Below are 24,259 nucleotides of genomic sequence, written 5' to 3'. Positions count from 1 at the left end.
GAATTAATGTGATGAATATTATCTACATGTCAGCACGATATGATGAATAAAACATCATGTTCGAAAGATAATAGCACTTAAAAAGTGCCGACATTTTACGGAGTGAAGAGGGCGGATGCAATGATTGGTTATGCGATTAGGATAAGAAATTATTCAGTTGCACAGGATTTGCGCGGAGGAAAAGTCGGAGGGGCATCATCAGTGGGAAGAATGGGGCAACCGAAGGCTGCCCCAATACAATTATTTGAACAAATCAGCGCTGACGGTCAGGTTGCCACCGCTCTTATTCTGCCACTGGCGCGTCACATGATAGTACTTGGCACCTTTGGCTGCGGCACGTTTTGCCACTTCCGCTGAAACATCGGTCATACTGTTGAAGTGACCGGTGAAGCTAACGGAGTCAAAAGGTACCATTTGCGCCGCGGTGGCGTTATTGACTTCCTGAATCTGGGTACCATCCGGTAGAGTGACGGTGTAACGTTTGCCCGTGGACGATTGCGTTTCGAAGAAACGGCCGACCATGTTGCTTGGCGTACCGGAAGAGGCTACGCCCGGCAATTCTACTTTAGCCGCTTCGGCACCACCGGCAGCCAATGCGGCACGGCCAGCATCAGAATCGGCCGGGATGACATCAGGGCTTTGTACTTTGCGTTTTGGTGCATCGGCTTTATACACATAGGCGGTAATAAACTGGTTGCCACCCGCGTTGGCATCAACTTGGCGCACGATAAAGAAGGCACTGGCATCCTTTTTCTTGGCTTCTTTGGCAATCGCGTCGTTAATGTCTGGCTGGTTGCGGAAGAAACCGCTCACTGAGACGGTATCAAACGGCTCAAGCAGGTAAGCTTCCGTCTTGGGTAATTCTTTTACGCCATTGAATGTGCGGTATTGTGTCTCTTTACTCACTGCTTCGGCATTATTGTGGTAAAGATCGGCCGTTACACGCCAGTTACCGCCATTACCGTTGCTGTTGGTATCCTGAATATAGAAAGCGTCTGCGCCCAACTCGTCAGCACGACGTGATACAGCGGCCGCTGCTTCATTGATAGCGTTAAACCGGCCGGTAATTGTTATACGTTGAAACGGTTTAATCGACTCTGCTTTTTCCGGCGCTAATTCTTGCGCGGCTTGAGCAGCAGAAAATGCAGTCAGTGATAGCAATGCTGACGCGATGATCGTGTATTTCAGCTTCATAAAAAATCCTTTCGCCTTGCGCATTAACGTTATACGTGCAGAACTATTGATGTGTAACAGAATAGCCGATGATTATTACATGTAATAATGGCAGGTGTCTCAGCAATTTATCTTGAACAGTGTGACTATTTACAACAGACAAGACAGCACGGGTTTATCGATGGATACGGATAAGTTTGAGCCATCAGCTAATTAACGGGATAAGTTTGATTTATTTACATTTTGCTAACCTGACGCCCCGTTGTCTCTGGGATAAATATCAGTTAGGAATAATTTTAACTCGGTGTCATTCAGTAGAATAACACGCTAGAAAATATAAAATTGATAGTCATTTGTACAATCTCTGCGCCAGCTATCAGTTTTAATGCAAAAACTATCACTATGATGCAGACAAATATGGATCATAAGTCACATTTTCAGTAGGTTATAGGAAGCTGTAGCAAGCAGATTTCGGCCGCGATCAACACTCGGCACCTCGAAATCACCACTATAGGCAGGATGACGACAATCATCATCAAAGAGAACTAAAAGGGAACATTATGCGTATTGGTGTACCAAGAGAGCGGTTGACCAATGAAGCACGGGTTGCAGCAACGCCGAAAACGGTGGAACAACTGCTGAAACTCGGCTTTACCGTCGCCATTGAGGCAGGCGCTGGGCGATTGGCCAGTTTTGACGATACAGCCTATCAGGAAGCCGGTGCCACGATTACAGATACCGCCGATGTTTGGCAGTCTGATTTGATCTTGAAGGTGAACGCGCCGCAGGACGATGAAATCGCCTTAATGCGTGCCGGCAGCACGCTGGTCAGCTTTATCTGGCCAGCCCAAAATCCTGAACTGCTGAAAAAACTGGCGGAACGTCAGGTTACCGTCATGGCGATGGATTCCGTGCCACGTATCTCGCGTGCACAGTCAATGGACGCCCTGAGTTCGATGGCCAACATTGCCGGTTATCGCGCAATTGTTGAAGCCGCCCACGAATTTGGTCGCTTCTTTACCGGCCAGATTACTGCCGCAGGTAAAGTGCCGCCAGCCAAAGTGATGATTATTGGTGCTGGTGTTGCCGGTCTGGCTGCCATTGGTGCGGCTGGGAGCTTGGGTGCGATTGTGCGCGCCTTCGATACGCGCCCGGAAGTGAAAGAACAGGTTCAGAGTATGGGCGCAGAATTCCTTGAGCTGGATTTTGAGGAAGAAGCAGGCAGTGGTGATGGTTATGCCAAAGTGATGTCGGAAGCCTTTATCAAGGCTGAGATGGCACTGTTTGCCGCTCAGGCAGCGGAAGTGGACATTATTGTCACCACGGCGTTGATCCCAGGCAAACCGGCACCGTTGCTGATCACCAAAGAAATGGTGGCCTCCATGAAGCCGGGCAGCGTGATTGTAGATTTGGCGGCACAAACCGGTGGTAACTGCGAACTGACCGTGGCGGATAAAATCACCGTGACGGATAACGGCATTAAAATCATTGGTTACACTGATTTGCCAAGCCGTTTGCCGACACAATCCTCACAACTGTACGGCACCAATCTGCTTAACCTGCTCAAGCTGCTGTGCAAAGAGAAGAATGGCGAAATCGATATCGATTTTGAAGATACGGTCATCCGTGGCGTTACCGTGGTAAAAACCGGTGAAATCACTTGGCCAGCACCGCCAATTCAGGTATCTGCTCAACCACAGGCGGCAAAAGCGGCGGCTCCGATCGAAAAAGTAGCCGCCAAACCGACATCGCCGTGGACCAAATATATCATCATGGCAATCGCCATTGTGTTGTTTGGCTGGTTGGCCAACGTGGCACCGAAAGAGTTTCTGTCACACTTCACCGTGTTTGCCTTGGCTTGCGTAGTGGGTTATTACGTGGTGTGGAATGTTAGCCATGCGTTGCATACGCCGCTGATGTCCGTGACTAACGCCATTTCTGGCATCATTGTGGTAGGGGCGTTGTTGCAGATCGGTCACGGCGGTTGGGTAAGTTTCTTATCCTTTATTGCCGTGCTGATTGCCAGCATCAACATTTTCGGTGGTTTCACCGTGACTCAGCGCATGCTGAAGATGTTCCGTAAACACTAAGGGGTAACTGATGTCTAGTGGTCTCGTCACAGCTGCATACATAGTTGCCGCGATTTTATTTATTTTCAGTCTGGCCGGTTTATCCCGCCACGAAACCTCCAAACAGGGTAATACCATGGGTATTACCGGTATGGCTATTGCGCTGATTGCCACCATTCTGGGGCCGGATTCCGGCAACGTTGGTTGGATTATCGTGGCGATGGTTATCGGTGGTTCCATTGGTATTTATCTGGCGAAGAAAGTCGAAATGACCGAAATGCCGGAGCTGGTCGCGATGCTTCATAGTTTTGTCGGTCTGGCCGCGGTATTGGTCGGGTTCAACAGCTATCTGGATCACGGGGCGGCAATGGATCAGGTGATGCTGAACATTCACCTGACTGAAGTGTTCCTTGGCATCTTTATTGGTGCGGTAACCTTTACTGGCTCTATCGTTGCTTTTGGCAAATTACGCGGGATTATTTCTTCCAAACCGCTGAGTTTGCCTCATCGCCATAAATTAAATCTGCTGGCACTGGTTGTTTCCGTCTTCCTGATGGTGCTGTTTGTTAAAACCGACAGCGTGGCCGTGCAGGGGATTTGTCTGCTCCTGATGACCGCCATTGCACTGGCGTTTGGCTGGCATCTGGTGGCCTCCATCGGCGGTGCCGATATGCCGGTTGTGGTGTCGATGCTCAACTCCTATTCCGGTTGGGCAGCAGCGGCAGCCGGTTTTATGCTGAGCAACGATTTGCTGATCGTCACCGGTGCGCTGGTCGGTTCATCCGGTGCCATTCTGTCTTACATTATGTGTAAGGCGATGAATCGTTCGTTTATCAGCGTCATTGCTGGCGGCTTCGGTACTGACGGTTCTTCCGTCGGAGATGCTGACGAGATGGGTGAATACCGTGAAACCACCGCTGAAGAAGTGGCCGAACTGCTGAAAAACTCCAGCTCGGTGATTATCACCCCAGGCTACGGTATGGCGGTGGCACAGGCGCAATATCCAGTGGCCGATATCACCGCCAAATTGCAGGCGCGCGGTATCAAAGTTCGCTTTGGTATTCATCCTGTTGCGGGTCGTTTACCGGGTCACATGAACGTACTGCTGGCTGAAGCCAAAGTGCCTTACGATGTGGTACTGGAAATGGACGAAATTAACCAGGACTTCCCGGAAACCGAAACGGTATTGGTGATCGGTGCCAACGATACGGTTAACCCGGCAGCTCTGGAAGATCCGCGCAGTCCTATCGCGGGAATGCCGGTGCTGGAAGTGTGGAAAGCGCAGAATGTTATTGCGTTCAAACGCTCGATGAATACCGGTTATGCTGGCGTGCAAAACCCGCTGTTCTTTAAAGACAACACGCAAATGTTGTTTGGTGATGCCAAAGCCAGCGTGGAAGCGATCTTACGTGCGTTGTAATCGTTTAGGCGGAAGAACGGGCCAGTCAAACTGGCCCTGATATCAAGCCGATAAAAATAAAAAATCCGGAGCAACTTTTGCCTCCGGATTTTTTTGCCGACAATTTAAGCGGATTGGGGCGATAAATATAACGGGAAGTCGGCGCGTGCGGCGGCCTGATTCAAGTGTTTTTGCGCGCTGAGAATATTGTCGCGCCAGTTGTCATCTTGTGCCCACATTTCAATAACAAGCGGTACGCGGCTATCCATATCCCGCAGCACTTGGAAAATAGCATGGAAATCCACGTCTCCATCACCAATCACCCGATCGCGAAATTGTCCTGGTGCATTTTCTCTCACTTTCAGCGTGTCTTTCAGGTGGATCTGCAATATATGGTCGCGGCTTAGCTTCAGCTCGGTCAACGTATCGTAATTCCAAGCGGTAATATTGCCCACATCGGGGTAGGCCATAAAGTATGGAGAGGGAATTTCCCGTTTAAGAATTTCAAATTTACTCAATGAATTCAAATACTCGGTATCCATAATCTCGACCGCCAGCATGACTCCGGCACGTTCGGCCAGTTTAGTGCTCCATTTCATCCCGTCGATAAAACGTTGGTGAGTCTGTTGATTCGAACCTTCATAGTAAACGTCATAGCCCGCCAATTGGATCACGCGAATACCGAGCTTGTAGGCGAAATTAATCGCCTTTTCCATGTGGATCTGCGCCTGTTGGCGAATGGTTTTATCCGCTGAACCAAAAGGATATTTGCGGTGAGCGCTGAGGCACATGGAATGCAGCGGAATCTGATGCTGTTCGCAAAGGCGGCGCAGGTCATAGATTTGCTGATCTGACCAATCCAATCTGGCTCGTCGCTCATCGGATTCATCTACCGACATTTCCATAAAATCAAAGCCTAGCGCTTTGGCCGTTTTGAGTTTTTCTTCCCACGACATCGCGCTGGGCAAGGCTTTTTCATATATTCCGACAACTTGATTTATCCCGTTTGCATACATTAGCAGCCCCCTGAGATTGTGGTTTATGCCCAGTATTTATCGATTTCGGCGCGTAACGCTTGGGCGGTTGACTGACCTTTTTCACCGGTCAAGGCGCGCCCGGCAATAAAGGCTTTCGCCCGAATACCTTCAAACAGGCGGATATCCTGCGGCACTATGCCGCCGGTAATCGAAAGCTCCAGACCTAAATCCGAGAGGGCACGCATGCGGGTCAGGTCATCGTCACTCCAACCCACGCCAGCCAGTTCTGCATCTCTGGAACGATGATAAATGGCTTGCTTAATCCCCAATTTTCGCCAGGATTTGGCGTCATCTAGAGTCCAATTACCGTAGATTTCGATTTGAATTTCAGCGCCCAACTCATCGGCGACTTTTTTACAGGCCGCGATAGTTGCGATGTGCGCAGCGGCAGAAACCGTCAGCCAATCGGCACCGGCATCAAAGGCCATGCGCGATAAAATGGCACCACCGTCAGTGGTCTTTAAATCACAAACTAATAGATGGTTTGGATGGTTTTTACGCAAAGTCGTCACGGCCTCCATTCCACAGGCAAAGGCCAGAATAGTCCCGACCTCAATAATATCGACGTAGCCCGCAACGCTTTTCGCCAAATTAACGGCACTGGCCAGATCGGTTTGATCCAGCGCGATTTGAAGCATAGGTTTGGCCATGTGATATTCCTTTTTAGTCAGCGGCAGCGGATTTCGGATGCCGAGGTGAGAGTGTAGAAAGCGAGACTGATTGTCAGTCGGCGGCTAACGTTGCCCGTAGTAGGCGTTGTTACCGTGTTTACGCTGATAGTGTTTATCCGACAAAGCATGTTGCAGGTGAATATGCGTATTGAGGGAGCGTGTTGCCAATGCCATCGCCGCCACTTCTTCTAACACCACGGCGTTATGTACCGCTTCTTGAGCATCTTTTCCCCAAGTGAAGGGCGCATGGCCATACAGCAACACCCCAGGGACGGCCACAGGGTCAATGCCGCGTCGGTTGAAAGTTTCTTCAATCACCCGTCCGCTGTTTTCTTCATAGTGCTGATTGATTTCGTTGTCGCTCAATGGCCGAGTGCAGGGAATATCGCCGTAGAAATAGTCAGCGTGGGTGGTTCCCAGAGCCGGGAGATCCTTTCCGGCCTGCGCCCAGATGGTCGCATGGCGCGAATGGGTATGCACAATGCCGCCAAGGGCAGGAAAGCGGCGGTATAACTCCAGATGAGTCGGGGTATCGCTGGAGGGATTTAAATCCCCTTCAATGACTTTACCGTCCAGATCCAGCACGACGATATCCTCAGCCTTCATCTGGTCATATTCCACCCCAGAAGGTTTAATGGCGAGAACGCCGCGCTGGCGATCAATCTCAGAAGCATTGCCCCAAGTGAAGGTCACCAGACCAAAGTGGGGCAATAACAGGTTGGCGTCCAGCACCCGTTGTTTCAGTGTTTGATACATAATGACTTCTCCTTGTTACACCCGCAGCGCTGCATCAATAACCGCATAAACGTCTTCTATGGTTCGACACCGCCGCAATTTATCCAGGTCTACTCCGGTTTCACTATTTTCGTCATCCAAAACCTGCGTGACCTCCATTAACCCCGCCATATGTTCATCCGAATTGCTGCCAGCAAGGGTAATCAATACATCCACTGCGTCGTCTTCACCGTCGAAATAAATCGGGTCAGCCAAGGTAACCAGCGCAAAAGCTGTACGGTTTACGCCGTCTTCTGGTCGGGCGTGCGGCATGGCAAAATTTGGTGCGATAACGATATAGGGGCCAAGTTTTTCAACGCTACTGATAATGGCTTGATAGTAGGCCGGAGTTACGGCTCCAGAGGCAATCAGCATATCGGTGCCTAACTTGATGGCCGCGCGCCAGTCATTGGCCGGTGCCTGTAGCAATATGGAACGGTTTGCTATCAACGAGTCTTTTAGTGATAAGGTTGCCATTGTGATTTTTCCCCGGATAAGACTTAAATATTCATCAAAGTTAACGTTATTTTGCTTGAGTGACTTGTTCGATCAGATTCAGCAACTCGTCGCCAAATGACTGAGGATTCAGCATATTTTGTACCCCGAGAATAAACTTACCCTCGGTAACCTCCATTTCGCTCGAAAGGTGTTTCGACGAAACAATAATGTCAGTCGCCGTCAGCTTGGCTTTGTAATCAGAAACCGCGCAGGAATCCATATGGTGAGGTATCCCTTTCTTCTCCAGATAGCTGCCGATCTTCATTTTCATCATCATGGAAGAACCCTGGCCGTTGCCACAGACAGCCAGAATCCGCACCGGATGACCGCCTTTCACGGCTACGTTGCTGACCGGTTCTTGGTTATCGACTTCAGTGGATTCCGCAGCGGTGAATGGTGCCGCTAAAGCTCGGTTTTTCTCGGCATCTTCTTCTGCCCGTAAGGTGCGGGAAGCAAAAAACATGTAGACCAACGCCAAGGCAATCAATAGGTAAAACGTAACGGATGAGGCAGATAAACCCTGCATAATCGGTGGGAATAACAACGACCAATCGGCCATTCCCATCCAGCTATTAAAGGTAGTGCCCTGTTGCATAAACAGGTCAATTGCCCAAGCTGAGCCGATGACTTCGATGATTCCCATCACGAAGCAGATTTTCATTACCGCACGCCAGCCGCCAAAATGGTTGGCAAAGACGCCGATGGTGGCGTTGGAGAAGAACATAGGAATAAAACCCGGAATAATCATGATAGAGGTGTTGAAAGCCAGCATGACCAGTACCGCGCTGAACTGCCCCAAAGCCCCCCAGATAAAGCCAAATACCATCGCGTTAGGGGAGAAGGCATAAATGGCGGCGCAATCAATCGCCAATACTGCATTCGGGATCACCCGCTCAGAAATACCTTTAAAAGCTTCAGATAATTCGGCAACGAACATCCGCACGCCGGTGACAATAATCTGAATTGCGACGGCGAATTTCAGCCCGGTTTCCAGAATATAAATTGCCCAGTTAGTTCCACCCGCCATCGCGCGTAGATTATCCATACCGAAAGAGAGCAGGATCGCGCCGAAGAACAGTGTCATCACAATGGCTGTAGCGGCAATGCTGTCATGGAAGATATGTAACCACTTGGGGAGTTTCAGATTATCGACGTTGTCTTTCGGATCGCCCAATTTTGGCGCAACCTTTACCGCAATCCAGGATGCGGCTTGCTGTTGATGACCAATAGAAAAACCGGCACCACCGGTCACGGCTTCGGTCGGTTTAAACATAATATTGGAGAATATACCCCAGTAAAGAGCCAGGAGAATGGAAGAGTAAATCACGGTTTCCCACATAGGAACCGCCATCACAAAGTAAAACACCGCGATCAGCCCGGCTTGCTGGAACATAATGTGGCCAGTTAGCATAATCGTGCGAATCCCGGTATAGCGACGCAACACAACCAGCAAAATATTAATCGCTAGCGCCAGTAACACCACGTACCCGACCCAGGAGTAGTCATCGCCCATAGTTTCCATGGTCGCCATCATTGACGTGTAGGGATCAATCACCGATCCCGTCAGACCATGGAACTCGGCCATTTTTTCAATCACTGGCTTAAAACCGGAGACTAATGTGGTCGCACCAACTTGAACCAGCATAAAACCAACAATAGTCTTGATTGTTCCTTTGATAATGGTTGTGATATCACGGCGTAGTAGGCTATAGCCGATACAAGTCACCAGGCCTAGCAGCAACGGCGCTTTTGTCATGACCTGACTGTAGAAGATATAAAAAACGTCATACAGATACTCCATACCACCCCCTGATACTCATTATGGTTGGACGGAACCTTTATTAATGACCGCCCGGTAGAGATCCCTTTTTCGGATAAAACATGACACCATCACAAGGTATACAATCAAATGTGATCATTCAATGATTCAATATGATTAGTTTGATTCCTCTCACATTTACTCGCAGTGGCGAGATGTGTAATTTTTATAATATAATGAAATAAAAGCAATAAATCTCAATATCATGAGAATTGAGAGTTTTGAAGCTAAAATAGAGATCGGATATACCGAGGGTTTTGTCATTGAATTGTTAAGCATCACACCATTGACAGTTGTTTTTCTCGCGTATATGATCAATTTAAATCAAAACCAATCATCAGTAATCAATGGATGAGCGGTTATTGTAGGATAACTGAGATGAATGAAAGACAGCGTCACCATGAAATCGTCGCTTGGGTTAATGCAAAACGGTCTCTCACTATCAGTGACCTGACGGAACGTTTTGATATTTCTCCCGCGACGGCACGACGTGACATTGCAAAACTTGATGCGTTAAAGCAGTTGAAAAAGGTGCGTAATGGCGCTGAGCGTCTCGCGGATAAAAAGCAGGCCTGGTCGCCGTTAAACATCAATAACGCCGATAACTATGAAGAGAAATCGCGCATTGCCGCCAAAGCCTCCGAACTGTGCGAGGACGGTGACAGCATCGTACTTAACTGCGGTTCTACCGCATTTTTACTCGGTCAAACCTTGTGTGGCCGCGATGTTCAAATTGTAACAAACTACTTTCCACTAGCTTGCTATCTGATTGAGCACGACCACGAATGCGTGATCATTATTGGAGGTCAATACAACAAAACGCAGAATATTATTCTTAACCCTACCTCGACAACTTTTGATGCTTATGCAGGCAAATGGATGTTTACCAGTGGCAAGGCGCTCAATGAAACCGGCCTGTACAAAACCGATATGTTAACTGCGGTTTCGGAACAGCAAATGTTGGATAAAATCAGCAAGCTGGTCGTGGTTGTTGATAGCTCCAAAGTGGGGCAGCGCACGGGATTACTCTTTTGCCCAGCCAGTAAAATCGATATTCTGATTACCGGTAAGGATGCAAATCCTGAGGTCATCAGCAGCCTGAAAGCGCAAGGGGTAGACGTCATTTTGGTCTGATTTCTTTATCCTAAAGGTCTGATTATGAGCAAAGTAAACGAGATTACCCACGAATCATGGATTTTGAACACCTTCCCTGAATGGGGAACCTGGTTAAATGAAGAAATTGAAAAAACCGAGGTTTATCCCAATACCTTTGCTATGTGGTGGCTGGGTTGTACCGGGATTTGGCTAAAATCCGCTGGAGATACCAATATCTCTATTGATTTCTGGTGCGGTACTGGGAAAAAAACGCAAGCGAATCCGTATATGAATGCTCAACATCAGATGATGCGAATGGGCGGTGTGCGGGCATTACAGCCAAATCTTCGAACCTCGCCATTTGTGTTGGATCCTTTTGCCATTAAGAAAATTGATGCCGTGCTGGCAACCCACGATCACGCTGATCATATCGATATTAATGTGGCGGCTGCGGTGCTGAAAAACTGTGGCGACCACGTGAAATTTATTGGCCCACAGGCCTGCGTTAATTTGTGGATTGGCTGGGGCGTCCCAGAGGATCGCTGCATTGTGGCCAAAGTCGGGGCGATAATTGAGATTGGTGATATTCAAATCACCGTATTGGATTCTTTCGATCGCACCGCACTGGTTACCTTGCCAAAAGGAACCTCTTCCAAGGATAAAGCCCTGCTGGATACCATGGATGAGCGAGCGGTTAACTATCTGATTAAAACCAGTGGTGGCTCAATTTATCATTCGGGCGACTCTCATTATTCAAATTATTATGCTAAACACGGTAATGATTATGATATTGACGTGGCGCTGTTGTCCTATGGCGAAAACCCACGCGGTGTGACCGATAAAATGACCTCATCCGATATTCTGCGTGCCGGTGAATCCCTCAATGCGCAGGTTGTGGTGCCGTTCCATCATGATATCTGGGCCAACTTCCAAAGCGACACTCGCGAGATCGAGGTGTTGTGGAAAATGAAAAAAGATCGATTAGACTACAAGTTTGCGCCGTTCTTCTGGCAAGTAGGCGGGAAGTACACTTATCCAACGGATAAAAACAAAATGTATTATCAGCATGATAGGGGCTTCCACGATATCTTTATCGATGAGCCGGAGCTGCCATACAAAGCATTCTTGTAATGCTTTCTGGACATTGATGGTGCGCAGACGCGGGAAGTTAATTCCTCGTCTGCTTTATCTGTTCTATTTTCGGATTAAAAAACCGCCACGACCACAGCGACGAGGGAATTTCAGGTGAGGGAATGTTCTGGGCAAGCTGGGGGTAGGTAGAACCAAGCAAATGAAACAAGCAACATGGATGTTAAGCCAGCCCACGCTGACAGACTGGCTTAAAGGTTACAGAGACTGAATTAGCGAGTCGCTCCGTTTATTTCAATGCCGAACCTTCTTCATCTTCATGGTATTCAATCGGGCAGGTAAAACCATCCGGCTTAATTGCCAATAAATCACATTTGAGACGGTCAATCACATGCTCGGTGGTATTGCCAATAAAGGCAGCAGAAAGACCGGTTCGCCCCAAAGTCCCCAGTACCACTACGCCCGCATGCAGGTGTTCAGCCAGATCGGGAATCACTTCTTCCGGCAATCCTTTTTCAACGTGAGTAAATTGTTCATCAACACCAAACTTTTGCCGCAGCGCTTTCATTGCCACTAAATGCTGCCCTCGAATGGCGTCGTTATAGACGCTAGGGTCAAAATCCGGTAACTCGATAGCAATATTGATCGGTGTCACCGGATAGGCGCTGATGAGATGTACCGCAATCTGATTAACATGCGCCGCCAATTCTTGGGTTTCCTGCACCAATTTGATATTTAGCGGATCATGGAGCGGGTCTTCACTGGAAAGATTTACCGCCACCAGCGCAGTACCGCCTTCTGGCCAAGGTTGATCTTTCACCATCCAGACCGGGCACGGGCACTTACGCAGCAAATGCCAATCGGTCGGAGTAAAAATAATCGATTCTAACCGATCATGCTGATGAGCCATTTTAAGCAGTAAATCATGTTTGGCGCTCAGAACTTCGTGAATAATGGCTTCATAAGGACGGTTATGCCACACCACTTTGATTTCAATCGGCATGCCGGCATCAATATAGAAACGACATTGTTCATTGATCCAGGCCGCTCGCTGGCTGATCACCCCTTTGCGCATCGCCGTTCTTTCATCGGGAGAGAGCAGGGTAGTCATATCATAAGAAAGGTCATAAATAGGTAAGAAGGCTTTAATCCGCCCACCGTTGCGCTGCACTAAATAAACAGCCCGACGTAACGCCGGTTGATCGTCCTGATTGGGGTCAATAGCCACCAGAATATTCTGATACTTCGCCATAGGTTCTCCTTACAACTGTGAATCAACAGTTTGTTACTTACAGAGTAAACCATGATAGAAAAACAGAACAGGAGAAGAGAACGCCAGACCAATAAATAAGTGAGTTATTAATCTGGCATCATATGTTACAGCGCAGGTTTTGGATTGCCAGCCAGTTGGGCCAAGGCTTCGGTATTCTCAATGGTGATGTATTTACCTTTCACACTAAGAATGCCACTTTTCTGGAAACGGCCAAGCAGGCGACTGATGGTTTCTACTGTTAGCCCCAAATAGTTGCCAATATCACCACGGGTCATGGTCAAACGGAACTCACGCGGAGAGAAACCACGCTGGGCAAAACGTCGCGAAAGGTTATAGATAAACGCCGCCAGACGCTCTTCTGCATTCTTTTTCGACAGCAACAGAATCATATCCTGATCGCCTTTGATCTCACCGCTCATCAACCGCATCATTTGTTGACGCAAATTAGGCATCTTGCCGGATAAATCATCGAGGGTTTCGAAAGGAATTTCGCACACCATCGAGGTTTCCAACGCTTGAGCAAAGCTGGGGTGCTGCGCATTGCTGATAGCATCAAAGCCGACCAGATCACCAGCCAGGTGGAATCCAGTGATTTGCTCATCGCCTTCTTCGGTAATGGTATAGCTCTTAATGGTCCCGGAACGGATGGCGTACAAAGACTTTAGCTCATCGCCCGCTTTGAACAACGCCTGTCCTTTCTGAATAGGCTTTTTCCTTTCAATGATGTTATCGAGCTGATCCAGCTCATGCTCATTTAAGGTAAAAGGAATACAGAGTTGGCTGATGCTGCAATCCTGACAATGGATTGCGCAACCGCCAGACTGAATGCGTCGGATAATACGTTTTTCCGGGATCATGAGGGTATTCCCATTAATATTGATATTTGTCAATTTTAACATCTTTTAAGGCGTCTGATAAGCGCAACAACACTTAGCGCGCTAAAAGATAACCCTCATGGACCAATAACCCGCGTTTTCGCTCAATGCCACCCGCATAACCGGTTAGTGTGCCGGATGCACCGATCACCCGGTGGCAAGGCACGACGATTGAAATGGGGTTGAGGCCATTAGCCATACCGACTGCGCGGGAAGCGGTTGGCCGGCCTATACGTCGCGCTAATTCGCCGTAGGAAATAGTGGTACCGCAGGGAATGTTGCGCAACTCTTGCCAGACCTGACGTTGGAACGGCGTACCGGCGGTTTTTACTGGCAAGGTATCAATAATGGTCAGTTCTCCGGCAAAGTAACGCTGCATTTTTTCCGTAAGTCCACCGGGATTAGATTGTTTGGTCAGGGTAAAGGTATTTGGCCCATTGTGCGCACTCAGCAATTTCAATAACCGCTCATAGTGATCGACCCAATCAATGGCGCGCAAGTTATGTTGTTCATCGCAGATAATCACGAGTTCACCCTGAGGGGTGGGCATTTGATCAATATAAAAAGTTTCCATGTGGCTCCGCAGGTTGAATGTGATGGTGAAAATAGATGCGTATAATAAGGCATGCTATGCCGAGCAGTATTGCACGAAAAAAGCGAGATCAGACGCTAATTTATCGGTGACTCGGTGTCGTTATCCCCATCAATCACTTAGGGGGAAAACGGTTCAGCGAACTTCTGAATGCCCTATTCATTCTCCTCGTTATTCCAGATGAGTGACCCACTGTAACCACGATCGATCGTCATCGCTTGCCCGTTACTGCCCATTTGATTATCGAGATCGACGCAGTTGATGACTTTTGCACCACTTTGCGGCAGATTGAGTGAAGACGCAGCAACTATCGGTGAAGAAATAAACGATTGTCAGATATTACCGCCATGCTGTATGTTTGTACAGTATGTACGTTTAAGCACACCAATGATCGTTGGTTTTATACCGCTAAGTAACGCGTAGTATCGTACTGGGACTGACCCCCAGGCCCCTAAACCTGCTATCACGAGGTTCTGATTATGGCATTTCGTATTATTGAAAAAACACCGTTGCAAGTTATCAGCATGCGCGTTGTCGGTCCCTATGGCGAAACCATCCCTCAGGGATTCAATCAACTGTTTAGCTGGCATCAACATCATCAAATTCCTGCGCAGACATGGCTGGCGCTGTACTGGGATAATCCTGAAACCACGCCAGCGGCAGAACTGCGCGCTGATGTTGCATGTTCCGTCGCGGATGATTTTGTCTTACCGGCCAATGCCAGCGAAGGGGTTTTGCTGCAAGTTATTCCTGGCGGCACTTACGCCGTTTATCGCACTCGCGTTATTGATGGTGACTACGCCAAAGCCTGGGGCGAGCTATATGGCCAGCATTTGCCAGCCAGTGGCTATGTGCCCGCAGAAGGGGCGTGCTATGAAGTTTATCTGAATGATGGGCAGGCCGACGGGTACTTTGATATTGATATTTACCAATCGGTTGAACCTGTTAGCGCAGAGTGATGGGGGCCACCAAAGTCATCCGTGGTTTTACCCGCACGACTTTGGTCGTAAACCTTCGCGGCATTAATAGTGTATTCATTGGAGCAAAATTAACATGTTTGCAAATGGATTTATTGGTTAATAAATGACTCATCCGCGTGGGTAAATACGCTGAATCATTGTGGGAGGAAATATTATTCCTGACAAACCGCGTGCTGATAACCCAGTCAGCTGGCATAATTGACGGATGCTGCGATAGGGGCGTTTTATTTTATATTATTTATATTGATAACCAGTTCAACCAATAAACCTGCACACCTACGGGGGAATTTGGCTGTCTGTCGCATCAGTGTTATTCAAAATCGAATGATTATTAAAAAATTGCCCTTAGGGCAGAATAAAAATTATTATTTTAAGATAGGGGCTTATAAACCATCGTGATTAAGATAAAATCTGCCGGAACTGGCCGTGTGATATTTTTAATGATTATTCTGGGGCTGCTGTCATTGTTGCCAAAAGAAACGTCAATAACGGTTGGCGCTGCACTTTTATGCGTATTCTTTTTCTGGCGTTACCTTAAAGCGGCCAAAAATACCACCACAGCGCTTACCGTCGATGCGCCCCCGTTACTGGCAGAGGCAACGGTGGTGTCATTGGATGAAATCGAACCGTCGTTGCCGCAACCATCGGATGATGAGTTTTATATTTTCCAACTGTCAGATGAATTGAATAAACAAAATTATCAAGCACCGGTGTTACCGCAGGGTTCTCTATCCCGTGCTTCTTGGTTACCACCCGGCGAACTGGCGGTAGTGGCGGGGATTAATTTACCCGATGGTATGATTTATATCGGCAATAAGTTGAAAAGTAATCGTCACGGTGCGGAACCCGCTTTCATTAATCCAACGTTAAAAGTGGCAGTGAGTGATGTAGATATTACTTTGCCACTGACAGACGAACGCCCAAATTACTCAACTTTGTCGCCAGAAGCGCGGCGGGCTTATTTACAGTGGCTGGCTGACGGACGTCAATCTCCCCATGCGCATATTGGGTATGTTTTCCTCTTTTTCTATGGATTGGAACATCGCTTATTAATCGACGCTAATGTGGATGCGGCAGCAAAAAATGAACAACCGGTGCTAAAAGCAGAAATTATCCGCCTGCTGAGTATTTATGGTGAACACCGTGCATTTGAGCAGAGCGGCCGTCATTTACTGGCCTATCTGACGCCGCTTGATCCCAGTGAGAAAACCTACCTATCCGCACCGCAAACGCTTGATGGCTACGGTAACGATTTACCGTTAGCGGTGAAAATCGGCTTAGGGCAATTGGCGATGGATCAGTATCCGTTACCGCCTGAATGGGCCGTTGCCTGGGCCTTATCCGATCCGAATTTACCGCATAATCGCGCAGCAACCCGTAACTTTGCCGTTTTTTCACATTTGTTCCAACAGCGCTATCAACAACATTTTCCACAAGGGCTTATTCTGCCGATCAATAGAACCAAGCTACAAATTTGCTATCGCTCGGCATCGACCGGACTCATGGATCAGCAATTCACCCGTCGAATTTATGATTTACCCGATGTGGTGGTCGCCAAAGAAAATCGGGAGAAAATACGCCTGATACTGAATGAATGTTATGCCGAGTTGGAAACCTATAGCCAGTTTATTGCACTTAATCCAGACAAGATTAACGATTTGGAAGCGGTACTGTTGCTGCCGATGACATTGTGGCCGGCAGAGTTGCAGCAGGCGTTGGAAAATATTAAAGAAAGAGTCGGCTATGGTTTATTGCTGATGACCTACCGCGAATTGTTTAGCCGGTTGAAAAGCCCAGGCGAAGTGACGCGAAATAAAGTCGCAGCGCTGGTTAAGGCTTTGGAGAAAATGCAGCTTGGTGTCGAGCCGGATATATTAACTGATAATATTACCCCCTCAGCACAAGATACGATTGCACTTTTCCCGATTACGTTACTGAAAACTGAATCTGAAACCTTACCCGCCTATCGGGTAACCGTTGTCACTCTCGATCTGGCTTGCGCTGCCGTGATGGTGGATGGCAGTATTTCTGAGCCGGAATTAAACATGTTATGTCAGCATATTGATGCCTGGGGTCACCTGAGTCCCGGACAGCGCATGCGTTTAAAAGCCTATCTGCAACCCGGTATTAAAAAAGCCAGCACGCTGGGCGCGTTGAGAAAAAAACTTGAACCGCTGAATGTAGCCACCCGTCGGGCTATTGCACGTTTCCTGTCTCATCTTATTCAGGCCGATGGCAAGGTCACACCGCAAGAAGTGAAGTTTCTCGAGCGGGTGTATCTGCGTTTATCACTGGATAATAAGCTGGTTTATACCGATCTTCAGCAACCGGGCGCGACCAAAGGGAGAATATTGACCGATACCGTTCGCGTGGCTCAGTTGCAGCAGGAAAGTCGGGCGGTGTATTCGGTGCTGCAAAATATGTTTTCCACCCCCAGTGCCCAACCCGCGTCGTCACCGATCCAACCGTTGAGCACGTGGATCAAACCGGTTGAGATCTTTGGTCTCGACGCCGACCATTCGGCATTACTCCGTTTCTTGCTCAGTCGCCTACTGTGGTCCCGCAATGAATTACTCGATGTGGCTGCAGATATGGGATTACCATTGGACGATGCCTTGCATCTGTTGAATGAAAGAATGCAAAGTCAGTTTAATCTGCCGCTGACTCAAGGTGATAACCAAGTGAAAATCAATCCAGAAATATTGCGTTCCTTGGCAGCATAGGCGGTTTCTGAGGTCGGTAACCGGCTAGCGGTTGTTTTTATAACGGATATAAGCGACTGGCTGTTAGCTGGCAGGGTTGATCATGCTGACGAACTGCTGGAGAATGGCGGACTGACATGAAATCTAGCCTTTATAGCGCGCGTTAACCGCAGGAGTCGTAGAAAGAATGAAGTACACATGGATACTTTTTGATGCGGACGAAACGCTATTTCATTTTGATGCATACCAAGGGTTAAAACTGATGTTTTCCCGCTTCAAAACTGACTTTACCCCGCAGGATTACCAGGATTATCAATTGATCAACAAACCATTATGGGTTGATTATCAGGACGGTAAAATCACCGCAGCTCAGCTACAAAGCATACGCTTTGAAATGTGGGCGAACCGATTGGAGGTTTCACCCTCGACGCTGAATGGCGCGTTTCTGGTGGCGATGGCCGATATCTGTTCTTTACTGCCCGGAGCCAAAGAGTTAATTGGTGCCTTACATGGCAAAGCCAATATGGGCATTATTACCAACGGTTTTACTGATCTACAGCATGTCCGTTTGCAACGCACTGGCTTGCTAAATGTCTTTTCGCCGCTGGTGATATCAGAAGAGGTGGGCGTAGCCAAACCGGATGTGGGTATTTTTGAATATGCGTTTAACTTGATGTCCAACCCACCAAGAGAACAGATTCTCATGGTGGGGGATAATCCACATTCGGATATTCAGGGAGGTATTAATGCAGGGATTGATACCTGCTGGCTGAATATGCAGGGGAATGTGGCACCGGATGGTATTGAACCGCATTATCAGGTTTCTTCTTTGTCTGAATTGCAGCAACTGCTATTAGCCTGATTAATAGCAGTCAGCACGAACGCTGAAATGCGGTAAAAAAACAATCTGCGATTCCTTCTAAATATTGGAATAGTATTTTCTCGCGACAATAGCCCGACGGATCAGCGACGGGAATTCACGCGGTGTCGGTAACGCTTCGATTTCAGGCACCGTTAGCCACTTAAATTCACCCTCAACGTCAATCAGGTCAGCAGGAAGACTACAGAGATAAATCATATCCAGGTGCCAATGCCATCCACCCGTTTTTTTCTGGAATTTTCTCGCAAAGAAATTCTCCTTGATGTGACCGGCTAGGTAGAGCCACAACGGCAATTTCTTATGAAAATGCATCAGAATGCGATCATTTTCATAAGAAATCACCGAAGCGGTGAAATGCTTAATTCCCTCACGATACATAAGATTAAATCTCAGTCAGAATGTATGTTAGTGCTTTGTGCAATATCCCGCGCAATTCTGCCCATAGAATACTCAGTCTAACGGTCTACGCTTTACCGGTTACACCGCCTTACCTCCATGCCCATCGGCTTGCTTATGCTTGAATTCATAAATATTCATTAAAAAAACGATTATTGTTATATATGACACTGGATTTATTAGTAATAATAACTATTATCATTTCTATTATTGGCGAGGGAACGCTGATTAAGCTTATTTTTTATCATGATATGCATCCCTCCTAAACGACAAAAATATAATTTAATCCTTTGTATATAAAGGATTTTTATGGCTACATGTTAACTAATGGAGTAGGAACATCATCATGTCTAACCCGCAATCATCCCTGTGTTATTCACTTTCGTCCAGCCAGGACAAAATCATCACATTAAAACAACTGAACCAGCACAGTCTTGAGCGTTTAATCAGTGGCGAAATTCTGGCTATTCGTATTCCGGATTATTGTTCAGATGCGACGGCCTCGGCACTGAGGCGCTATATCGATCAAACGGCAAAATTGCATCAATACACGCACGAAATTTATGAAGAGGGTCAGGTTGTACAGAATTTTTACGGTGTTCATCGTTGGGGGACACCCTTCAATATGACTTATGGTCAATCCGACGGGGATAGCGCTAGGCAGCAGTATTACGCTGATGCTGCGCAAATGCGCACGCTAATCGATGATATTTGCGCACCTGAGCAACCGCCGATTCAGGCATTGATCGCCGATTTTCAGCAGCACTGGCCAGACGGTGCCGTTACCGCCTCTTTTGAGGGAAAACCGATGTTTGCCGGGATTATTCGCGTCATGTTTCCAGAGACGGCACATTTATCCGAAACGGTTCCTCATGTGGATTGTCTGCCCATCTCGGTGGCGGAATTAGCACACCAGTTCAGCGCTAATATTTATATTGAAACGCCGCCAAGCGGCGGGGAGTTAATGGTGTGGGATACCGACGCTTTTTCATTCGATGAAGTCGCGTTATTTGAAGGCGAGCAATTACCGGCAGATCGCCTGCAATTACCGCTGCGAATACAGCCGAAAAAGAATGAACTGGTGATTATTAATACCCGCCGTCCTCACGCCATTGGCGGTTTTGATTCAGGTAAGCGGATCAGCATGCAGTCATTTATTGGTTATAACACCGACCAACCATTCTATTTTTGGTGCTAAATCAACCTGATATATCTATTGCGGACAATTATCTATGACTCCAGATGAGTTTCGTCGCCATGGCTATGCCATGATCGACCTGATCGCCGACTATCGGCAAAATATTGAACAGCGGGCGGTGCAACCGCTCACCACACCAGCAGATAATCCCACAGTGTGACGACGTCATCGGCCGTCATTCCCGCCACCGGCTGGGCCTGACGATGCATCGTCAGCAGGTGCAGATGTTCGTCGATATAGGTCATATCAGGCTGATATAATCCTTTGACCTGACTGAAATCATGCAGAAAAATGTTGGCGGTCATTCTGGCAATATCGGTTTCACTTAATAAGGTCAGTTGTACCGGATAGGCCGCATCAACCGGATCATATTGTCGGGTAAAGCGGGTGGCTAATGCGCTCGCCTGATTATCAGGATTGATATGCGTTAGATAATCATAGGTTTTTGTGCCGAGACGGGTTGCCAGTTTAGGCTCACCGTCCGTTGCCAGCGCGGTGATCAGGGCGGATTTTCCCTGATGAGATTGCCCGAAAAAACCAATGGTCATGCCGGTTGCCGAGGTATCGGCCAGACGCCGGGCTTTACTGCGATGACGTCGTAGTTTTAATTTCAGTCCTTCAGCCTCGGTATCCAGACGGGGAGCCTGATGGCGGCAGTTGTCGATCCACTCGAGACTGTGGTCAATGCCTTGCGCCACGGAGTGTAACTGCTGGGTCAGGCTGGCCGACAGTTGTTCGGGGGTTAATGATTTCATTTTTTAAATACGCTCCCACTGTCGATCCAGTAATGCGTCTCGCCGGCACCGTTGCCTACCAGCGTATTCAATTTAAGGCGCAGATGGTGCAACGGCACACGGTTGCCATCGCCCAGCCGAGCTTCGGCAATTTCAAAACGTTCCGGGCTGCTATCCGGTTCCCCGTTGACCAACGCCAGTTTCACTTGCAGGTCACCGTCACCGGCGACTTTGCGCGCTAATTCCTGATCGACAATCGACAGGGAATACAACGGCGAGGCAGGCCAGCGTTCGTTATCTAACTGACGGAAGCCGAGACAAAGCGCGCCACGCACCGGGAAACTGGCGTCATGGGCCAACTGATGGTTTGGTGTATCCAAATCGATATCACGGTAGTAAAGATTTTCCGTGCTCAGGCTGTTATTACCGTCCAGCATGCCAAGATAGCGTACCGTTGAGTAAGGTTGGAAATCACCGGCCTTGAAGTAAAAGCCCGGAAGGCGCAGATCTAACGCTAACAGGCACAGCATTGCGCCTACCGCTGCGGTCGATTTAGGGTTATCAATCCGGCCAAGTCGACTGAACGGATACCAATCATTAGTATGATAACCATCCAACGAGAGGATTCGGTTGGTCGGTAGCGGTTGTAAGTGGCGGAACAGCGCGGATATCCCAGGGAAGCGCGACGGTCTTCCCGTCAGTAGCAAGACATCACAATCGTACAGCGCCACGACTTCACACAGAGAACGTAGACTTTGCGTCAGATTCATGCGATTTGACAGGAACTCGGCGTGCAATTTGCCCAGTTTTACCATCAGTGGAACCTGCAAAATATCAAAGGCTTCGGCTTCGGCGGGTAACTCTCGCTGAATTTCCGTGTTCAGGTAATCACACACCCGTACCGTAGGGACTTGTGTCAACAATTCGCCAAAAACAGCATCCAATTCGGCACTGCTATCCAGTGGATCAAAACCTTCATAAGCCTGCAAAATAGCGCGGCCAATCGGCATAAACAGTTGTAAAGTGACTTGCTGACGCAGAGTTGACTGTCCGTCCGCACGGCCATCATTACTGAACAGTTTGGCCATTAATAGGTCAGGCGCAGGGACGCCCGCTTTTTTCAATGCGGCTTGCAACGCGGGCAACAGGTATAACTGAATCACATCCAGCAGGATATCGTCCCCGGCGACTTTAAAGCCTTCGCGGAACAGCAAACGCGGTGTAATTTTAACATTGCTACCGACGCCATCGTCCAGCAGATAGTGGGTAATCGCCAGATCGGTAGTACCACCGCCAATATCAATGGAAGCAATACGCAGACTTTTACCGAGTTGTTCACCGGCCGCCAGTGTTTTATCTGGCCGCGCCATGCTGGCAAAAAAGGCTTCGGTACGACCACCAAAATTCACCTGCGTTTCGTTATACAGGTAAACCAGTTGGCCACAGGTGGCCTCATCCCATTCCATTTGCACCGCAGGAACCGGCACTCGACTTTTGGCCTGATCTTCTCTACGGATAAAATTGTCATCGGCTGGATGCCAACCCAGAGCTTTCCATGTCAGGCCAATAGCTTCATGCATTCTACGACGGAAAATTTCCCGCTCAGGTTTTGGCATCGCGGAAGGCAGCGTCAATATGATATTGCGTAGCTGGCGCGGAGCCACAGTATGCGGCATTTTCTGACGTTGAGCCGGGCTATTAATTTGCATCAGCGCTTGTGCCAATAGTTCCGACAACATAAAGGTCATCAATGAACTGCGGCTGTAATGCGGGGAAAATACCGGCAGGCGATCGGCAAGGGGAAGGGTATAGAGCGGCTGGCCTTCATCATTCAGTAAATTAGTCAATGGATAGGCGGTAGCCAGCGCTTCATTCAACGATTTGCTGGCAACGCGACTAAAACGCCAGCCGGGTGCATAGCTATCTTCATCCCATAAATAGCGACGCGGACTGGAGATGCCGGTGGAACCTTCGGTTCCCTGACGTTGCAGCGCCATACGGCTGGCTTCGCGGCCCACTCGGGCGATCGATGGCCAGATAAAAGCATCGTCTCGACCACTTTCTACCGAGTAATTCTGTTTGCCGAACGCCGCTTGGGCAAATTCCACTCGGCTATCAAATAATTCATTATACAAATAATGAGGCTGGCTTAAATCTCGTAGTTGCAATTCATAGGTTTGCTGTAAACCATGGCTACCATCAGCATGATCTTCAACCAAAACGCCACAGGTATGGGAGTTACCTACATCCAGAATCAGATCGACATTGATTGCCGGTGCCTGCAACGTCGCGGTGGCTATTTTGATGTCCGGTATAGCTAATTGCTTCCCGAGCATGTCCAGCAAGTTGAGATAATGAGCCTGATATTCAAATTCCCGCAGCGATGCTTTAATATCGCGATCTGTGCGTTCCTCTTGTCGCGAAGCCTGCTGAATAAAGATTTCCCGCAGCCAGCCATCTACCCAGGTGAGATCGAGGAACTCGCCCAATTCATCATTTTGGTAGGCCAGAGCGAAATGGGTTCCGGTATCCACATCATGCTCACCCGGTGCCATAAATTCATTATCGTGCCCTTCAGGATACACTTTGGTATCGAACGCCAGGCAAACCCGATGAGTATTGCCGTCTTGATCTGGAGAGTCCAATGCCAACACTTGCATTCGCGCCCAGTTATCTGGCCCGCCGGTAAAGGTGCGGGGCGGATTGAAACGCAGAAACGGCAGCGGCAGCCAGATTTTTTCCAGCAATTGCAGGGATTGAGCCAGCGGGAAGCTAAATTCGGGCTTGACCACTTCTGGAGCCGAGCCTGCCACTGGCAGCACATATTTCTCACGCTCGGGATGAAACATCAGCCGCAATAATGGGCCATTGGCACTTTTACGCACAAAGGCGTTAGGGTGCTCGATATCAAGTTCAGGCGTTAAAGCAAAATCTAAAAACTGAATCCCGCTGTTCTGAATCAGCGTAATCCGCTGTTTATAATCCGTGATCGTTGCCAACATAAG

At 48.3% G+C, this 24,259-nt stretch carries 21 protein-coding genes; 9 read left to right on the top strand and 12 right to left on the bottom strand.

The features are described from left to right. Window positions 1–240: 240 nt before the first annotated feature. Window positions 241–1,194 carry a DUF1471 family protein YdgH gene (gene ydgH / locus DJ39_RS11580; protein WP_038242612.1) on the bottom strand — a complete coding sequence of 318 codons (954 nt, stop codon included), beginning with the start codon at window positions 1,192–1,194 and terminating at the stop codon, window positions 241–243. Between the two features lie 539 nt (window positions 1,195–1,733). Here ydgH and pntA point away from each other — a divergent pair. Then, complete coding sequence (gene pntA / locus DJ39_RS11575) at window positions 1,734–3,263, top strand: Re/Si-specific NAD(P)(+) transhydrogenase subunit alpha (RefSeq protein ID WP_004717484.1); 1,530 nt, start codon at window positions 1,734–1,736, stop codon at window positions 3,261–3,263. A gap of 10 nt (window positions 3,264–3,273) precedes the next feature. Beyond that, window positions 3,274–4,662 (top strand): Re/Si-specific NAD(P)(+) transhydrogenase subunit beta, encoded by a 1,389-nt coding sequence (gene pntB, locus DJ39_RS11570; RefSeq protein WP_004717483.1) that lies wholly within the window; start codon window positions 3,274–3,276, stop codon window positions 4,660–4,662. A 104-nt stretch (window positions 4,663–4,766) separates the two neighbouring features. Here the strand turns inward: pntB and DJ39_RS11565 are convergent, their stop codons facing one another. From DJ39_RS11565 to DJ39_RS11545, 5 genes are all read right to left on the bottom strand, one after another. After that, window positions 4,767–5,657: an L-ribulose-5-phosphate 3-epimerase gene (locus DJ39_RS11565; RefSeq protein WP_004717480.1), complete on the bottom strand. Its 891-nt coding sequence runs from the start codon at window positions 5,655–5,657 to the stop codon at window positions 4,767–4,769. A gap of 23 nt (window positions 5,658–5,680) precedes the next feature. Beyond that, a complete protein-coding gene (locus DJ39_RS11560) occupies window positions 5,681–6,328 on the bottom strand; it encodes a 3-keto-L-gulonate-6-phosphate decarboxylase UlaD (RefSeq protein WP_004717477.1) in 648 nt (215 codons plus the stop codon). 84 nt (window positions 6,329–6,412) lie between these two features. After that, window positions 6,413–7,105 (bottom strand): L-ribulose-5-phosphate 4-epimerase, encoded by a 693-nt coding sequence (locus DJ39_RS11555; protein ID WP_004717476.1) that lies wholly within the window; start codon window positions 7,103–7,105, stop codon window positions 6,413–6,415. A 15-nt stretch (window positions 7,106–7,120) separates the two neighbouring features. Next, window positions 7,121–7,600 (bottom strand): PTS sugar transporter subunit IIA, encoded by a 480-nt coding sequence (locus DJ39_RS11550; RefSeq protein WP_004717474.1) that lies wholly within the window; start codon window positions 7,598–7,600, stop codon window positions 7,121–7,123. Window positions 7,601–7,646: 46 nt separating this feature from the next. Next, the gene (locus DJ39_RS11545) at window positions 7,647–9,422 is read right to left on the bottom strand and encodes a PTS ascorbate-specific subunit IIBC (RefSeq protein ID WP_004717471.1); all 1,776 of its coding nucleotides are present in this window, start codon (window positions 9,420–9,422) and stop codon (window positions 7,647–7,649) included. A 396-nt stretch (window positions 9,423–9,818) separates the two neighbouring features. Between DJ39_RS11545 and ulaR the strand changes: the two genes are divergently transcribed. Beyond that, window positions 9,819–10,574 carry an HTH-type transcriptional regulator UlaR gene (ulaR, locus tag DJ39_RS11540; RefSeq protein WP_004717469.1) on the top strand — a complete coding sequence of 252 codons (756 nt, stop codon included), beginning with the start codon at window positions 9,819–9,821 and terminating at the stop codon, window positions 10,572–10,574. 24 nt (window positions 10,575–10,598) lie between these two features. Next, window positions 10,599–11,666 carry an L-ascorbate 6-phosphate lactonase gene (gene ulaG / locus DJ39_RS11535; RefSeq protein WP_004717467.1) on the top strand — a complete coding sequence of 356 codons (1,068 nt, stop codon included), beginning with the start codon at window positions 10,599–10,601 and terminating at the stop codon, window positions 11,664–11,666. Window positions 11,667–11,913: 247 nt separating this feature from the next. Here the strand turns inward: ulaG and uspE are convergent, their stop codons facing one another. The 3 genes from uspE to ogt all read right to left on the bottom strand — a co-directional run bounded on the left by uspE (window position 11,914) and on the right by ogt (window position 14,346). Continuing rightward, window positions 11,914–12,876 carry a universal stress protein UspE gene (gene uspE, locus DJ39_RS11530; RefSeq protein WP_004717466.1) on the bottom strand — a complete coding sequence of 321 codons (963 nt, stop codon included), beginning with the start codon at window positions 12,874–12,876 and terminating at the stop codon, window positions 11,914–11,916. A 125-nt stretch (window positions 12,877–13,001) separates the two neighbouring features. Then, window positions 13,002–13,754 (bottom strand): fumarate/nitrate reduction transcriptional regulator Fnr, encoded by a 753-nt coding sequence (gene fnr, locus DJ39_RS11525; RefSeq protein ID WP_038242608.1) that lies wholly within the window; start codon window positions 13,752–13,754, stop codon window positions 13,002–13,004. 73 nt (window positions 13,755–13,827) lie between these two features. Continuing rightward, window positions 13,828–14,346 (bottom strand): methylated-DNA--[protein]-cysteine S-methyltransferase, encoded by a 519-nt coding sequence (gene ogt, locus DJ39_RS11520; RefSeq protein WP_004717459.1) that lies wholly within the window; start codon window positions 14,344–14,346, stop codon window positions 13,828–13,830. A 497-nt stretch (window positions 14,347–14,843) separates the two neighbouring features. On the opposite strand from ogt, the gene sbmC reads away from it, so the two are divergent. The 3 genes from sbmC to yjjG all read left to right on the top strand — a co-directional run bounded on the left by sbmC (window position 14,844) and on the right by yjjG (window position 18,908). Then, window positions 14,844–15,323, top strand: coding sequence for a DNA gyrase inhibitor SbmC (gene sbmC, locus DJ39_RS11515; RefSeq protein ID WP_004717457.1), 480 nt, complete (start codon window positions 14,844–14,846; stop codon window positions 15,321–15,323). Between the two features lie 416 nt (window positions 15,324–15,739). Further along, window positions 15,740–18,067, top strand: coding sequence for a tellurite resistance TerB family protein (locus tag DJ39_RS11510; RefSeq protein ID WP_004717452.1), 2,328 nt, complete (start codon window positions 15,740–15,742; stop codon window positions 18,065–18,067). A gap of 166 nt (window positions 18,068–18,233) precedes the next feature. Further along, window positions 18,234–18,908 carry a pyrimidine 5'-nucleotidase gene (gene yjjG, locus DJ39_RS11505; RefSeq protein WP_004717450.1) on the top strand — a complete coding sequence of 225 codons (675 nt, stop codon included), beginning with the start codon at window positions 18,234–18,236 and terminating at the stop codon, window positions 18,906–18,908. 57 nt (window positions 18,909–18,965) lie between these two features. Here the strand turns inward: yjjG and DJ39_RS11500 are convergent, their stop codons facing one another. After that, complete coding sequence (locus tag DJ39_RS11500) at window positions 18,966–19,304, bottom strand: NUDIX hydrolase (RefSeq protein WP_004717449.1); 339 nt, start codon at window positions 19,302–19,304, stop codon at window positions 18,966–18,968. Between the two features lie 364 nt (window positions 19,305–19,668). Here DJ39_RS11500 and DJ39_RS11495 point away from each other — a divergent pair, with 364 nt between their 5' ends. Both DJ39_RS11495 and DJ39_RS18330 read left to right on the top strand, forming a co-directional pair. Next, window positions 19,669–20,520, top strand: a complete 852-nt coding sequence (locus DJ39_RS11495) for a 2OG-Fe(II) oxygenase family protein (protein ID WP_004717446.1) — start codon at window positions 19,669–19,671, stop codon at window positions 20,518–20,520. A 34-nt stretch (window positions 20,521–20,554) separates the two neighbouring features. Next, window positions 20,555–20,680, top strand: coding sequence for a hypothetical protein (locus DJ39_RS18330; RefSeq protein ID WP_256592770.1), 126 nt, complete (start codon window positions 20,555–20,557; stop codon window positions 20,678–20,680). Here the strand turns inward: DJ39_RS18330 and DJ39_RS11490 are convergent. Next, window positions 20,649–21,275 carry a virulence factor SrfC family protein gene (locus DJ39_RS11490; protein WP_038251385.1) on the bottom strand — a complete coding sequence of 209 codons (627 nt, stop codon included), beginning with the start codon at window positions 21,273–21,275 and terminating at the stop codon, window positions 20,649–20,651. The two genes, DJ39_RS18330 and DJ39_RS11490, sit on opposite strands and share 32 nt — an antisense overlap. Next, window positions 21,272–24,256 (bottom strand): virulence factor SrfB, encoded by a 2,985-nt coding sequence (locus tag DJ39_RS11485; RefSeq protein WP_004717441.1) that lies wholly within the window; start codon window positions 24,254–24,256, stop codon window positions 21,272–21,274. Before DJ39_RS11485 ends, DJ39_RS11490 begins: the two co-directional genes overlap by 4 nt. Window positions 24,257–24,259: the final 3 nt, after the last annotated feature.

Origin of the sequence: Yersinia ruckeri ATCC 29473 (assembly GCF_000754815.1) — a bacterium.
In the GTDB taxonomy this organism is placed as follows: Bacteria; Pseudomonadota; Gammaproteobacteria; order Enterobacterales; family Enterobacteriaceae; genus Yersinia; species Yersinia ruckeri.
This window is presented reverse-complemented; position numbering and strand designations above follow the sequence as displayed.